The following is a 14,458-nucleotide window of genomic DNA, read 5'->3' on the forward strand; positions in this document are numbered from 1 at the left end:
GTCAGGCGTTCCTGATGTGGGCGCGACAGGTCATCAGCGGCTGGATGCGGCGGCCGAAATCCTCGATCCCCTTCTCGAAATCGTCGAAGGTCAGCAGCACCCCGGCCGTGTCCGGCACCGTCGCCACCTCGTCCAGCATCCGGGCGATCGAGGCGTGCGACCCGACCAGCGTGCCCATGTTCAGGTTCACCGCCGCCTTCTCGGCCGCCAGCTGCCGGGTGTTGGTGTCCTCTGACGTGTTGCCTGACGCCTGCCCCACCAACCAGGCTACAGCCTCCTTGTCGACGCCGTCGCGATAGCGTTCCCACTTGGCCATGGCCGCCTCGTCGGTCTCGTCGGCGATGACCATGAACAGGATGTAGGCGCTGACGTCCCGGCCGGTCTTTTCCTTCGCCGCCCTCAGCCGTTCATTGACGTCGGCGAAGGCCGTCGGGGTGTTGGTTCCCTTGCCCAGGGCGAAACTGTAGTCCGCATACTGGGCCGTGAAGGCCAGTCCTTCGGTGCTTGACCCGGCGCATATCAGTTTGGTGTCGGTGGCGCGGGGACTGACCCGGCAGTCCGTCATCGTGAAATAGTCGCCCTTGAAATTCGACACCCCCGTGTCGAACAGATCGCGCAGGATCCGGGCGTACTCGGCCAGATAGTTGTACCGGTCCTTGTAGTGTTTATCGCCCGGCCACAGGCCCATCTGGCTGTACTCGGCCTCGGCCCAGCCAGTGATCAGGTTGATGCCGAACCGGCCCGGCGCGATCGAGTCGATGGTCGCGGCCATACGCGCCACGATGGCCGGCGGCATGGTCAGGGTGGCGGCCGTGGCGAACAGCTTGATCCGGTCGGTGACGGCGGCCAGCCCCGCCATCAGGGTGAAGCTCTCGAGGTTGTGCTCCCAGAACTGCGTCTTGCCGCCGAACCCGCGCAACTTGATCATCGACAGGGCGAAGTCGAGGCCGTAGCGGTCCGCCGCCTGGGTGACCTTCTTGTTCAGTTCGAACGACGGCATGTACTGCGGCGCCGTCTCGGAGATCAGCCAGCCGTTGTTGCCGATGGGAATGAAGACGCCGACTTCCATGGGGTGATCCTTCAGCAGGACAGAGGTTCGCCGGAGAGAAAGGCGATCAGGGCCGCATTGAACGCATCCGGAACCATCGCCGTAAAGGCATGACCGCCCCAGGGCGCGACGTCGAGCGTCGCATTGGGCAGCCTCTCCGCCAGCCGCCTTGAGCACAGGGACGGAACCAGCATGTCGTCGGCGCTGGCGCTGATCAGCACGGGGCAGGCGATCTCCCCCAGCCGGCTGTCGATGTCGAAGGCCAGCAGCGCGTTGATCCGGGCCAGCATATTGTCGCGCCCCTGGAAGCCGGCGAGGTGATGAACCTCCTCAGCGGCCAGCCGCTCTGCATTCTGCGAGATCCAGTCTGCCGGATAGAGGAACAGCGGCTGGGCGTGAACATAGGCTTCGGGCCCACTGTCGTTCAGCAGGCTGATCCGGGTGCGGAAACAGCGGGCGATGTGCGGGTCAGGCCGGCTCCAGCCGTTGATCACAGTGACACTGAGCACTCGCGACGGGCTATCGAGCGCCAGCTGCAGGGCCGCCAGCCCGCCGGCCGCGTGACCGACCACATGCACGGCCTCCTTGCCGAGCGCGGCGATAATCCCGGCCATGTCCCGCGCCACATCGGCGACGGCATAAGGCTTCGGCAGATCGCGGTCGCTGCGGCCCGTGCCGCGGTGGTCGTACAGCACGACCCGGAACCGCGCCGTCAGCGCCTCCATCTGCGGCGCCCAGAAGGCGCCGGAACCGCCCAGCCCGGCCGACAGCAGGACGGTCGAGGCGTCCGATGGACCATCGTGAACTTCGTAGTAGAGACCCTCGAAGGTGCTGCTTTTCACAGCTTCAGCCCGAAGCGCGGTCCGATGCCGGTCATCGCCACGTACAGTCCGATCGTGAGGGCGCAGCCGAGGCCCAATGCCGGCCAGAACGGAACCCCGCGCCGCAACAGGAGGGGAATGACAAGGAACATCGGCAGCGATGGCAGCACATACCAGAACGTCGCCTCAGCGTGGTCCGCCATGTTCCGGGCGTCGGGTCTGGCGGTCCAGAGCCAGATCATCCCCAGCACCGACACGAGCGGAAGCGAGGCGATCAGGGCGCCGACGCCGGGCTGACGACGCGCCACTTCGGACGCCGCCACGATCAGGATCGCTGAGACGACTGCCTTGATCAGCAGGACCAGCAGGGGGCTCAGGAGGATCTGCCGATGTGGGCGATGGAGGCGATTTCGACCAGGAAGTCGGGCCGCACCAGGCCGCAGACGATGCAGAACCGTGCCGGCTTCTCACCCGGAAAATACTCTGCATAGACCTTGTTCATGGCCGCATAGTCGGCCCAGTCCTTGAGGAAGATGTGGTTCATGGTGACGTCGTCCATGGTCCCGCCGGCGGTCTCGATCACCGACTTGATGGTCTCCAGAACGGCGCGGGTCTGCCCCTCGGCGTCACCGACGTGGGCGACATTGTTGTCCTTGTCGAAGGCCAGGGTGCCCGAGACATAGACCACCCCGTCGGCCATCGTGCCGGGCGAAAAGGGGGCGATCGGCGTCTGCGTGCCGGGCGGGGTGATGACGGTCTTGGGCATGGGCGTCTCCTGTCAGGCGTTCGGCGCGATCTGCCCCACGACGCCCTTGAAGTCGGCGACGCTGGAGACCCAGCCGAAGAAGGTTTCGATGTTGTAGAGGGCGGCCTGCTGCACGAACTCCGGCCCCGCCTGATGGGTGGCGTCTTCCAGCACAATGCCGAAATATTCGAGGAAGAAGCCGTCGCGCAGGGTCGATTCCACGCAGACGTTGGTGGCGATGCCGACGAAGACCAGATTGCGGATGCTGCGCGACCGCAGCACGCTGTCCAGCTGCGAGTTGAAGAAGCCGCTGTAGCGCGTCTTGTGCAGCACGATGTCGCCCGGCTCGGGCTTCAGGGCATCGACGATCTCATAGTCCCAGCCGCCACGCGCCAGCAGTTGGCCGTGCAGCTCGGGCCGCGCCCGCATGGTCTTCAGGGCGTTGGACTTGTGCCAGTTGGGCGACCCCGGCCCGCCCGCCTCGACATAGTCGGGGTCCCAGCCGTTCTGGAAAAAGATCACCGGCATGCCGGCGCGCCGCGCGACCTCCAGCACTCCTCGGCTGTTGTCGATCACCCTCTGCGCGCCCGAGATGTCGAACCCCGCCAGATCGAGATAGCCGCCGGGCGAGGCGTAGGCGTTCTGCATGTCGATGACGATCACCGCCGTCTGGCTCACCGCGAGCGAAATCGGCTCGGGCCGCGCGGGCAGGAGGAAGGTGTCGTCGGCCGGGGCCATGCGTCGGCAAATCCTGCGATTGATCGGCGGTCACCATGGCATAGGCTGCGGCGGCGCCAAACTGTCCGGGCGCGGAGTCTGTCCCCGATGTCCGACCGCCTGCCCGACGCCTCGCTAGACAAACTGTTCCTGACCGCCCGCACGCGCAACGCATGGTCTCCCGAGACGGTGTCCGAGGCGCTGATCCACGAGATCTATGACCTGGCCAAATGGGGCCCGACCTCGGGAAACTGCTGCCCCGGCCGGTTCCTGTTCCTGACCAGCGATGACGCCAAACAGCGGCTGTCGCCCTTCATGTCCTCGGGCAACCGGGCAAAGACCCTGCAGGCGCCGGTCAATGTCATCATCGGCTACGACCTGAATTTCGCGGAGAAGCTGCCGGTTCTCTATCCGCAGAATCCGGGCGCGGTCGGCTGGTTCGCCGATCCCGGGGTCGCCCGCGAAACCGCCCTGCGAAACGGTTCGCTGCAGGGCGCCTATCTGATGCTGGCGGCGCGGTCGCTGGGGCTGGACTGCGGCCCGATGTCAGGCTTCAGGGCCGCCGGCGTCGATGAGGAATTTTTTGCGGGCACGCTGTGGCGGACCAATTTCATCTGCAACATCGGCTATGGCGCCGACGGGAACCTGCACCCCCGCAACCCCCGCCCGACCTTCGACGAGGCCTGCGCTATTCTGTGAAGCGGCTGCGAAGCGAGGAGGGTGAACTCAATCCAGCGCCGGCCCGCCTTCCTGAGCAGATGGGCTGACAGCGGGGGTCTGGAAAAATACGTCCGCCAGCGATCGGGTCTCCGGCAGAATGTAGACGATCCCGGTCGTGTCGTTGAAAACGGGCTGCACGATCTTCTCGTAAAACTCAGCCGGCACGTTCACGCAGCCGTACGAGATCCGGTTGTCCCCGGCTGTGGCCGAGGCGAGGCGCTGCAGTCGCCGGTCGGCCGCGCGGGTGGTGATGACCGGATGCAGGGACAGGGCGGCGTCATAGTCGATCCACAGAATGCCCTTGCCGCCGAGGTTCTCGCCCATCGAAGCCAGGAACCTCCCCGCCGGGGTGATGCGTTCCCCGGGTGCGATGGCGGACAGGGGACGATCGCCTATGCCGGCCGGCGAGATGTCGCCCCGCGCCAGACCCAGCAATACCGGCGCGGTTCCGAGTAGCTGGCCTTCGCGGTCAAACGCCAACACCTCGGCGTTGATCTTGTCGATGATCAGGAAGGGCAGACCCTGGTTGTCGGCCCTCTCGAGGACCCATGCCTTGAGCTGTCCGGCGGCGGCCGAGGCGTCGGCGTCGACGGGCCCGTTCGGGCCGCCCGGCGACCAGGAGCGCTCGTCCGCGAGGCTGGACCCCGAGAAGAGCAGTCCCAGCGCCAGTCCCGCCGTCGCCGCCCGCCACAGGGACTGCCTCGCGGTCAATTGCGATCCTGCTTGGGAGGAAAGACCGGGACGGGCGGCGGCGGAGGCGCGGCCGGCGCGACGCGCCGCGGGGCCTCGACCACCTGCTCGATCGGCGGCGAGACGGGGGCCGTTTCATACGCCGGCATTCGCACGCCCGTGTCGACAACCACCAGACCGAGGTCCGGCGTCGAGGTCACGGTCGGATAGGTCACCGTGGGATAGGGCCGGAAGGGCGGGGTGACCGTCGGAGGCGTGGGCGGAGGTGGCGGTGGTGGCGGAGGAGGAGGAGGAGGAGGAGGAGGAGGAGGAGGAGGAGGAGGAGGAGGAGGAGGCGGCGGCGGCGGGGGTGGCGGCGGAGGTGGCGGGGTCGGCGCGGTGCTGATCGTTCCGCGTGTCCGGAAGGTCGACACGCAACAGGATCCGGCCAGGGCGTACAGGTGGGCGTTGGCGCCCGCGAGGGTGTAGCCGCTGTAGGTGATCCCGACGTCGGCGCCCGCCGTCGCCGAATCGAACGTCGCGCTGGCTCCGGGCAAGGCCACCAACGTGACCCCGGAAGGAAGGCCCGAGGTCGCCGTGGTCCTGAACCCGGTCAGGGTGGTTCCCGTCGTCCCGTCGAACACGCGGCTCCCATCCGGGAACAGCAGCATGCGTTGGGTCAGCGTCGCGCCTTCCGTCAGGGTGAAGCGGGTCGAGAAATCCGTCGGGGTGGAATAGGAGACCGGATTGTAGTTGATGGTCGCCGGAGCGTTGGTGACCGTGACCCGCGGGGCCAGCGGGCTGAACACAATGGTTCCGCCGTTCACGCCGGGTCCGGTCCCGTCCGCGCCCGCGATCAGGGTCAGGCCGACGGGCAGGCCGAGACTTTGCGCCGCGATGGTGCTGCCCCGGGTCAGGGTGATGGCCGCATCGATATGCAGGTCATGCCCGGCGCACAGCGCGATGTTGCCGTCGGTCGTGGTGATCGCATGATAGACGTTCACATTGCGACCGCCCTCCAGCAGGACGCTGCCGTTAGTGGTGGTGATGGGCGCGTTGACGTTCACGTCCCGGCCGCAACAGGCGACAAGATTGCCGTTGGTGGCGGTGATCGCGGCATTGATGTTGATGTCCCGGTGCGCGTTCAGCGTCAGGGTCGTCGGGTTGGAGGACGCGGTCCAGGCGATGGCGTCGTTGACGTGGATATCGCCATCGCCCGGCAGGCTGGCTCCCGGGCCGGTCGTCGTGCTGATCACGACATTGGTGGTCACCAGCTGGGCGGACAGGGTAGCGCCAGAAATATTGCCGCCCGCGCCGATGGTGAAGTCCCGGGGATCGATCAGCCACGTTCCGGTGTCGCCCCGCGGAGCGTCCGTTGTAACGCGGGTTCCCGAAGTGATGTTCACGGTCCCGGCGGAGGTTTCGATGAAGCCGCCGTCGCCGCCATCGGGCGCGCTGGCGTCGAGGACGCCGCCGACGTTCAGCACGCCACTAGACATGTCTGCCAGCAGCAGGATCGTGCCGTTCCGCTCGCCGATCGTGCGGGCCTGGATGACGCCGGTGTTGTTGACCACGGTGCGGAGCAGTTCGCCCGCGCCCTGGGCCGTCATCACCACACGGCCGCCGTCGGCCTGCATCATGCCGCCGTTCTGGACCAGGGCGTTGGCCACGCCGCGATCGACGACCACATTGAGCAGTCCGTCGCCGGCGACGTCGAGCGTCACCGCCTCGCCAGCGGCGAGGACGATGGACCCGAGATTGGCCTGGATCAGACCCTCGTTGCTGACACTGCCGCCCAGCAGGGCCACATAGCCGCCGTTCGCGACGATGGAGCCCTGGTTGAGTACGGCGCCTGGGCCGGTTCCGGTGAAGCGGTAGTCGCCGGCCATGAAGTCTGCGTCGGTCATGTCCAGGGTGGAGGCGACGAGGCCGCCGACATTGACCTGCGAGCCCGGAGCGAACAGCACGCCGTTCGGGTTGATCAGGAACACCTGGCCATTGGAGGTCAGGCTGCCGAAGATCGCTGACGCGTCCGGACCCAGCACCCGGTTCAGGGCGACCGAACTGCTGTTCGGCTGGACGAAGACAACGCTGCCGCCCTGGCCGATAGAGAAAGTCTGCCAGTTGATCGCCACGTTCTGGGTCGACTGGTTGATCGTCATCGTGCCGGGGCCGGTGGCGATGGTCGCCCCGCCGGCGTTGACCGATCCGCCGGTCGGAAGGGTCTGGGCCTGGGCCGCCGATCCGAAGGACAGGGACGCGGCGAGTCCGGCCACGACGAAGCCTGCCAGGGCGGTCGAGGCGGACAGGGCGTTCCGGCGGGCGCGCACGGCGTCCCCCCGCTTCATGGCGCCGGCGATCAGGAGTTGGAGGCTGTTCATCAGAACGTCCTTGTCTTGAAGAGCGTGGCGGGGAAGGCGGCGGAAGCAGTCATCAGAACAACTTGACGATCTGGAACCACACTCGGCCGCTGTCGGAAGGCCCGGAGGTAGCGATCTGGTCTCCCAGCCGGTGGGCGTAGGTCACACGAACGAACAGGTCGTCAGGCCCGGACCAGACCACACCGGCGCCGACGCCGCTGCGCCGGGCGTGATTGGATCCGGCGAACCAGGGGTCATGGGCGAAGTCGACCTCGCCGGTATCGACAAAGCCGATGAGCTGGAACCGGCCCGGCAGGGATGCGGTCCACTGGTCCAGCGCGAGGCGGGCCTCGACGGTCGCCACATAGCCTTCGTCGCCATAGGCCTCGCCTTCCGGATAGGCGCGCACCGCATAGGCGCCGCCCAGCTCCATCTTTTCGGAGGCGTCGAGATTGTCTGTGGCCATCTGGCCGCGAAGCGAGCCGTAGAGCGACAGCGGTCCGCTGACCGTCTGCAGTCGGGAGACAGCGTACTGAAGCTTGTTGAACCCGCCCTGGGAGCGCGCCGTGACCGCGTCGGCGGCGCGTTCGAGCGGGCTTTCGATGTCCAGCTCGCCCGAGGTCCAGGACCATGAGCCGGCGTTCCAGCCGCCGCCCCCGAACCCGTCGCGGGAATCCCCGCGCAGGCCCACTGTCAGCGCCCGGATGTCCTTGTCCGACACCTGGGAGACGAGGCCGATCTCGTCGCTGAGGAATTTGGCGTCGAAACTGGCCAGGGCATAGAGGTTGGCGTTCCGCGAGCGGATCAGGGGGTAGCTGGCGAAGACGCTGAAGATATCGGCCGTGCCGCCGGCGTCCAGGACCTCGAACTCGCGGCCGAGATCATACTGCATATGGGTCCAGGCGACACCGACGGTCGCATCCCCGAGCGGGGCCTGCCAGGCGGCCCGCCCGTAGGCCAGCCCCTCGGTCGAGGCGAGCAGCCGAAGGCTGATCAGGTCGCCCAGGCCGGTAAGGTTTGCGAAATTCACCGACCCGCCGAAACGGTAGGCGCCGGTGTAGCGATTGCCGGCGTTGTCGGCCTCGAGGCTGCCGGAGATCCGACGCGCGCGGGTCAGATCGACGGTCAGATTTGACGATCCCACCTCGGCGCCCGGCGACAGGGTCGAATGCACGGCGACGCCGGGGATGTCGGACAGCAGAAGCAGGCGACGTTCGAGCGGCGCGATCGCCACCGGATCGCCCCGGTTCAGGCCGCTCAACACGCCCCCGGCCAAGGCGTCGGACACGCCGGACTGGTTGCGCAGATCGATGGCCCCATAGCGGCCTTCGACCACCGCGATGGTCACCGTGCCCTCAACGACGTCCTGGGCGGGCAGATAGGCCTGGGCCAGCACATAGCCGTGGTCATTGTAAAAGCGTGTGATCCGCGCCGCCGCATTGCGCAGCTCGGGCAGGGTCAGGTCGCGGCCCGGGGTGAAGTCTGCGGCGGCCACCAGCTCCGCTTCTGTGAACAGGGTCGCGCCCGTCACCCGCAGCGCATCGACGCGGATACTGGACCCTTCGGCCACAGCGTCCACCGCCGGATCAGGCCGCTCGATGCGGATGTCCGCAGCGGGCCTCGAGGGGACGGCCGCGGGGGGAATTTGCTGCAGCTGCCCGGCGGCCGGCGATTGCTGGGCGTAGGCGTTCTGGCCCGTCGCCAAAAGCGCTGCCACAATAAGACTCGATCTCAACATAGCCGCCTCGAGGTGCCGCCGCGGTATCAGGGCGTAACGGCTCTCACGCAGCTAGGAGCACGCACGTAGGAAGGCTGGCTGATCGATTCATTCGGCGATGACCCAAGACATAGATCCTCACAGCTGTGAGACGGCCTCAGGTTGTCGGCAATAAAGATCTTAGTGTTTTCATAGATTAACAAGATGTGACTGGATTGTTCACACAAGATTATGAAACACAAAACGGCATACGACTTGAATTGTTCCCCCTATGCCGACGAATATTGGGAGAAAAGCGGCAGATTTTTGGATACGTTACGGTTAAGCTTATAGACGGTCGGAATCCGAAGCGATCAACATAAGGGCGAGCTTCGTACTGAAGGCGGAACTCCGGTCTCGCTCCCGCGCAACAGGTCCGCCGATCCGGCGGCAAGACAGCTGGACCCCCGGGCAAGCCACAACGCGGTCGCCAAACTCCGACCCAGCCTGAAGCCGATCGTCTATCTGATTTCGTGGAGAAAATGGCGCGCCCGGAACGATTCGAACGTCCGACCCTCAGATTCGTAGTCTGATGCTCTATCCAGCTGAGCTACGGGCGCGCTTGGCCGCGAACGGCGAGGGCGGGTATCTAGCGGAGGAGGGGACGGGGGGCAAGGGCTGTCCGGCGGGTTTTCGGTGATCCTTTCCGGCCGCGCATGGAAGGCGCGGAGGGACAGGGGGTTCCGTTCACGCGGACGGCGGGCCAAGGTGCGGGGCCTTCCCGCATCCGTCTGAGTGAGTCCGCCATGATCGCCTTCCCGCCCCGGCCCCTGCGCGCCGTTACGGCCGTTGTCGTCGCGGCGTCTCTGGCGCTGGCGGGATGCGCGGGCGGAATGCCCGGGCCCTGGGGGCAGTCCGGACCCGCAGCCTCTCAGACCCCCGCGGCGGTCCAGGCTCCCAGGGCGCGCGGGCCGTTCGTGGCGGCGGCCAATCCGCTGGCGGTCGAGGCCGGGCTAAAGGTCCTGAGCGAGGGTGGCTCGGCCGTCGATGCGGCGGTCGCGGTGCAGGCGGTTCTGGGTCTGGTCGAGCCGCAGTCCTCAGGCCTCGGCGGCGGGGCCTTCATGATGGTGTTCGACGTCCACACGGGCGAGGTCACCAGCTATGACGGGCGCGAGACCGCGCCGTCAGCCGCGACGCCCGGGCTGTTCCTCGAGAACGGACGGCCGCTGGGGGTCGGCGATGCTATCCTGAGCGGCCGGTCGACCGGCGCTCCCGGGGCGGTGGCCATGCTGGCGATGGCGCAGGCGGCGCACGGCCGGCTGCCGTGGAGCGCCCTGTTCGGCGAGGCGGAGCGGCTGGCGCGCGATGGCTTTGTGGTCAGTCCGCGGCTCGCCGGCTTCATCGCCGCCACGCGGGGGCAGGCGCGGACCCGCTGGGCCAATGCGTATTTCACCAGGGCCGACGGCGTGCGCTACGTCGCCGGCGATGTGCTGCAAAACCCGGCCTACGCCCGAACGGTCGCCGAACTGGCGGCGGGCGGGGCCGAGGTCTTCTACAACGGCCGGGTCGCGCGCGAGATCGCCGCCACGGTGGCCGAGGAGCCGCGTCCGGGGGCGCTGACGGTTCAGGACATCGCCGCCTATGAACCGGTCGAGCGGGGCGCCCTGTGCCGGCCCTACCGGATCTATGTGATCTGCGTGCCGCCGCCGCCGTCGAGCGGCGTGGCGGTGCTGCAGCTGCTGGCCATGGCGGAGCGGACGCCCGACATTACTCTGGGCCCCGATAGCGCCGAGGCCTGGACCGCCTTCGCCCAGCTTCAGCGGCTGATGTACGCCGACCGCGACCGCTATGTGGCCGATCCGGGCTTCGTTGGCGTGCCGGTGCAAGGGCTGCTGGACCCGGACTATACGGCGTCGCGCGCGGCCCTGGCGCCGGGCCTGACCAGCGCGGCAGCAGCAGGGACGCCGCCCGGGGGGGTGCTGGTTGGACCCGATGCGACCAACGAGCCGGCGGGGACGTCGCATTTCGTCGTCGTCGACGCCGAGGGCAACGCCGTCAGCATGACCACCACGGTCGAGAGCGTGTTCGGCTCGGGCCGGATGGCGGCGGGCTTTTTCCTCAACAATGAGCTGACCGACTTCTCGTTCGCGCCGCTGCGGGCCGACGGCGCGCCGGCGGCGAACGCCGTGGCGGCTGGCAAGCGGCCGCGCTCGTCCATGTCGCCGATCCTCATTCTCGACCGCGAGGGGCGGCTGGTCGGAGCCCTGGGCTCGCCGGGCGGGCCGTCAATTCTGGCCTATAACGCCCGGGCGCTGATCGCGGTGCTGGACTGGGGTCTGCCCGTCCAGACGGCCTTCAATCTGCCCAATCTGGTGGCGCGGGGCGATGGGTTCGGCGCGGATACCGAGCGGTTCTCCAACGCCTTGCGGGCAGGGCTGACAGCGCGCGGCGTGACCTTGCGGCCCAACGATAGCGAAACCTCGGGACTGCACGGCGGGATCTGGCGTCAGGGCCCGGACGGCTGGGCCTGGGACGGCGGCGCCGACGACCGCCGCGAGGGCGTGGCGCGGACCTTTTAGCCCCGGTCCAGCTTATTCAGGCTTGATCGACAGCTGGAAGGCGAGGACGCCTTCAGAGACGTCGGTGTCGACGCCGTGGCCGGCGCGCAGGCCCTCGACGCCGATCTCGCGGTAGATCAGGCCGATTGAGCTCTGCACCGCGCCGCGGCGCATGGCCACGCCGAGCGAGGCGTCGCCCATGAAGACGCCGGAGTCATGGCTCACGCCAGAGCGGGCGAATTCGCCGTCGCGGTTGCGGGCCCAGTTGTAGCCGACCGCCCGGCCCGAGCCGGCGGCATACAGATACCAGCGCGGCCGCTGGCCGAACGCCTCTTCGCCCTCTGGCACCAGCTGATCCAGATCGGGTCCGATACGCAGCGTCGCCCCGGCCTCGGTGGTGCCGCCTCGCGAGCCGACGCCGAGGCCGACATGGGGCGTCAGGGCGACGTCGAGACCCGACGCCGTCCGGCCAAGGATTTCGGTCCAGCCGCGGGTGTAGGTCAGGTCATAGTGCTCGGCCTCATAGGCCGCGGGATCCAGCGGTCCGGGCGGCAGGGGCGATCCGTCGACCCGGCGCAGGGGGCCTTCGGTCCGCAACCGCAGCCGGTCGTCAAAGGCGCTGTTCTCGAACCAGACGTCGCGGCTGGAGGCGACCCAGGGCGAGGCCCGGTCGCGTGAGGGGCGCGCGTAGCCGCTCCAGCCCTCTTCGGGGCCATGGGCCGGGCCGTCCGACCCGGCGAAGCGTGCCTCGCGGGCGTTCCGGGTCAGCAGGTCGGAAACCGTGGTGGGAGGCTCGCGGGTGACAACCCAGGGGTCGGACCGGGCGACCTGCGTTTCGGGCGGCGACTCGGCGGCAAACGCCGGGGCCGCAAGGGCCACAGTCGCCAACACTCCGAACGAAACAACCGTCATACGCATCAACGGTCCTCCCGATCCGTCAACAATCGCGACCCTGCACGATGCGGGTCGCCTCGCCAACAGACTTTTGCTCTCGCAGACCAACGTCGGCTGTATAGCGAGGTTCCAGGGTCACAGCGTGGCTAACGCCCCCGGACGCTCTACTGACAGGCCAGACACTCGTCATAGTCGGTGCGGGCGGCGCTGAAGAGGTCTGGCTGGTTCGGATCGATCTCTTCCTCGACCTTGTTCTCCGCACCCGCAAAGGCAGCGCGCTGAACTGATTTGGAGCGCAGATAGTAGAGCGACTTCACGCCCTTCTCCCAGGCGGACCAGTGCAGCATGTGCAGGTCCCATTTGTTGACGTCGCCCGGGATGAACAGGTTGATCGACTGGGCCTGGCAGATTTCCGCCGCGCGGTCGGCCGACAGCTCCACGATCCAGCGCTGGTCGAGCTCGAAGGCCGTCTTGTAGATCGATTTCTCGTCGTCGTTCAGGTCGTCGAGGTGCTGGACCGAACCTTCGTGCTCGAGAATGGAGTTCCACACCGCCTCGGTGTCGATGCCCTTCTCGCCTAGCAGCCGCTCCAGATAGGGATTCTTGACCGCGAACGAGCCCGACAGGGTCTTGTGGGTGTAGATGTTGGCCGGGATCGGCTCGATGCCGGCCGAGGTGCCGCCGCAGATAATCGAGATCGAGGCGGTCGGGGCGATGGCCAGCTTGTGGCTGAACCGCTCCATCACGCCGCGCTCGGCCGCGTCCTCGCAGGCGCCCTTTTCTTCAGCCAGCAGGCGGCTGGCCTTGTCGGCCTCGCGGCGCAGATGTTTGAACAGCCGCATGTTCCAAGACTTGGCCATGGCGGACTCGAAGGCCACGCCCTGCGCCTGCAGGAAGGAGTGGAAGCCCATCAGGCCCAGACCGACCGAACGCTCGCGCCTGGCGGAGTAGACAGCTGCGGCCATGGCCGGCGGGGCGCGGCGGATGAAGTCTTCCAGAACGTTGTCGAGGAAGCGCATCACGTCCTCGATGAATTTCGGCTCCTCGCGCCACTCCAGGAAGCTCTCGGCGTTGACCGAGGACAGGCAGCAGACCGCGGTCCGGTCGACGCCCAGATGGTCGCGGCCGGTGTGCAGGGTGATCTCGCTGCACAGGTTGGACTGTTTCACCGACAGGCCCAGATCGCGCTGATGCTGCGGCATCTGGCGGTTCACCGTGTCGGAAAAGATCAGATAGGGCTCGCCGGTCTGCAGGCGTATCTCCAGGATCTTCTGCCACAGGGCGCGGGCGTCGACGGTTTTCACCACCGCCTTGTCCTTGGGTGACAGCAGGTCGAACGTCCGGCCGTCGCGGACGGCCTCCATGAAGGCGTCCGAGATGTTGATGCCGTGATGCAGGTTCAGGGATTTGCGGTTGAAGTCGCCCGACGGTTTGCGGATCTCGAGGAACTCCTCGATCTCGGGGTGGTGGACGTCGAGATAGACCGCGGCCGAGCCGCGGCGCAGCGAACCCTGGCTGATCGCCAGCGTCAGTGAGTCCATCACGCGGATGAAGGGGATGATGCCGGACGTCTGGCCCGCGCCCTTGACCTTCTCGCCGATGGAGCGGACGCCGCCCCAGTAGGTGCCGATGCCGCCGCCGTTCGAGGCGAGGGCGACATTTTCGTTCCAGACCGACTGGATGCCGTCCAGGCTGTCGGCCACGGCGTTGAGGAAGCAGGAGATCGGCAGACCGCGGTCGGCGCCGCCGTTCGACAGCACCGGCGTCGAGGGCATGAACCACAGCTTGGACATATAGTCATAGACGCGCTGGGCGTGGTCGTGGTCGTCAGCGTATGCCGTGGCCACGCGGGCGAACATGTCCTGATAGCTTTCGCCGGGCAGCAGATAGCGGTCCTCCAGCGTCTTCTTGCCGAAGTCGGTCAGCAGATCGTCGCGAGTCCGGTCGAGCTGGAGGGAGCGCACCACGGAAAGATGGGGACGCGCCGCCGCATCGGCGCCTGCAACCGGCTGGAATTCCACTGTCTTCAACGCTTCGCCGCCGGCCATAATGCTGTCGCCCTGAACTGGATCGATGCGGAGCCCCGCGTCGCCGACCACATCATCTAGTGGTTGGAGACGTTCCCCACGCCCACATATGGGGCGCAGATGGCTAACCAACCGTCAACGGGGTTGACGATCACTTTCTGCCCGAATCGCTCTCAAGGCGGGGGATGAGCCTGTGGACAGGC

General features: G+C 67.3%; 13 protein-coding genes and 1 tRNA gene. 3 read left to right on the forward strand and 11 right to left on the reverse strand.

The annotated features are described in order from the left end of the window. Position 1: 1 nt before the first annotated feature. The 5 genes from rutA to rutB are packed head-to-tail and all read right to left on the reverse strand — an operon-like array spanning position 2 to position 3,352. On the reverse strand, positions 2-1,069 hold the full coding sequence (gene rutA / locus ACTIEW_RS12580) for a pyrimidine utilization protein A (protein WP_439478246.1): 1,068 nt from the start codon (positions 1,067-1,069) through the stop codon (positions 2-4). A gap of 11 nt (positions 1,070-1,080) precedes the next feature. Next, positions 1,081-1,890 carry a pyrimidine utilization protein D gene (gene rutD / locus ACTIEW_RS12585; RefSeq protein ID WP_439478247.1) on the reverse strand — a complete coding sequence of 270 codons (810 nt, stop codon included), beginning with the start codon at positions 1,888-1,890 and terminating at the stop codon, positions 1,081-1,083. Beyond that, positions 1,887-2,192, reverse strand: a complete 306-nt coding sequence (locus ACTIEW_RS12590) for a DUF3147 family protein (RefSeq protein WP_439478248.1) — start codon at positions 2,190-2,192, stop codon at positions 1,887-1,889. Before ACTIEW_RS12590 ends, rutD begins: the two co-directional genes overlap by 4 nt. 50 nt (positions 2,193-2,242) lie before the next feature. Continuing rightward, on the reverse strand, positions 2,243-2,635 hold the full coding sequence (rutC, locus tag ACTIEW_RS12595) for a pyrimidine utilization protein C (RefSeq protein WP_439478249.1): 393 nt from the start codon (positions 2,633-2,635) through the stop codon (positions 2,243-2,245). Positions 2,636-2,647: 12 nt separating this feature from the next. After that, positions 2,648-3,352: a pyrimidine utilization protein B gene (gene rutB, locus ACTIEW_RS12600; RefSeq protein WP_439478250.1), complete on the reverse strand. Its 705-nt coding sequence runs from the start codon at positions 3,350-3,352 to the stop codon at positions 2,648-2,650. Between the two features lie 87 nt (positions 3,353-3,439). Between rutB and ACTIEW_RS12605 the strand changes: the two genes are divergently transcribed. After that, on the forward strand, positions 3,440-4,030 hold the full coding sequence (locus ACTIEW_RS12605; RefSeq protein WP_439478251.1) for a malonic semialdehyde reductase: 591 nt from the start codon (positions 3,440-3,442) through the stop codon (positions 4,028-4,030). A gap of 27 nt (positions 4,031-4,057) precedes the next feature. Here ACTIEW_RS12605 and ACTIEW_RS12610 read toward each other — a convergent pair whose 3' ends face one another. The 4 genes from ACTIEW_RS12610 to ACTIEW_RS12625 form a co-directional block, all read right to left on the reverse strand. After that, positions 4,058-4,762: a L,D-transpeptidase gene (locus ACTIEW_RS12610; protein ID WP_439478252.1), complete on the reverse strand. Its 705-nt coding sequence runs from the start codon at positions 4,760-4,762 to the stop codon at positions 4,058-4,060. After that, a complete protein-coding gene (locus ACTIEW_RS12615; protein ID WP_439478253.1) occupies positions 4,759-7,101 on the reverse strand; it encodes a filamentous hemagglutinin N-terminal domain-containing protein in 2,343 nt (780 codons plus the stop codon). Before ACTIEW_RS12615 ends, ACTIEW_RS12610 begins: the two co-directional genes overlap by 4 nt. Positions 7,102-7,153: 52 nt before the next feature. Continuing rightward, positions 7,154-8,797 (reverse strand): ShlB/FhaC/HecB family hemolysin secretion/activation protein, encoded by a 1,644-nt coding sequence (locus ACTIEW_RS12620; protein ID WP_439478254.1) that lies wholly within the window; start codon positions 8,795-8,797, stop codon positions 7,154-7,156. 522 nt (positions 8,798-9,319) lie between these two features. Further along, positions 9,320-9,396 (reverse strand) — tRNA-Arg (locus ACTIEW_RS12625). Positions 9,397-9,582: 186 nt separating this feature from the next. On the opposite strand from ACTIEW_RS12625, the gene ACTIEW_RS12630 reads away from it, so the two are divergent. Continuing rightward, positions 9,583-11,355, forward strand: coding sequence for a gamma-glutamyltransferase family protein (locus ACTIEW_RS12630; protein ID WP_439478255.1), 1,773 nt, complete (start codon positions 9,583-9,585; stop codon positions 11,353-11,355). Positions 11,356-11,367: 12 nt separating this feature from the next. On the opposite strand, the gene ACTIEW_RS12635 is transcribed toward ACTIEW_RS12630, so the two are convergent. Both ACTIEW_RS12635 and ACTIEW_RS12640 read right to left on the reverse strand, forming a co-directional pair. Then, positions 11,368-12,252: a lipid A-modifier LpxR family protein gene (locus tag ACTIEW_RS12635; RefSeq protein WP_439478256.1), complete on the reverse strand. Its 885-nt coding sequence runs from the start codon at positions 12,250-12,252 to the stop codon at positions 11,368-11,370. Between the two features lie 140 nt (positions 12,253-12,392). After that, positions 12,393-14,192: a ribonucleoside-diphosphate reductase subunit alpha gene (locus tag ACTIEW_RS12640; RefSeq protein ID WP_439478287.1), complete on the reverse strand. Its 1,800-nt coding sequence runs from the start codon at positions 14,190-14,192 to the stop codon at positions 12,393-12,395. 9 nt (positions 14,193-14,201) lie between these two features. On the opposite strand from ACTIEW_RS12640, the gene ACTIEW_RS12645 reads away from it, so the two are divergent. Further along, positions 14,202-14,336, forward strand: a complete 135-nt coding sequence (locus ACTIEW_RS12645) for a hypothetical protein (RefSeq protein WP_439478257.1) — start codon at positions 14,202-14,204, stop codon at positions 14,334-14,336. Positions 14,337-14,458: the final 122 nt, after the last annotated feature.

This window comes from Brevundimonas sp., from assembly GCF_051860745.1.
Taxonomy (GTDB): Bacteria; Pseudomonadota; Alphaproteobacteria; order Caulobacterales; family Caulobacteraceae; genus Brevundimonas.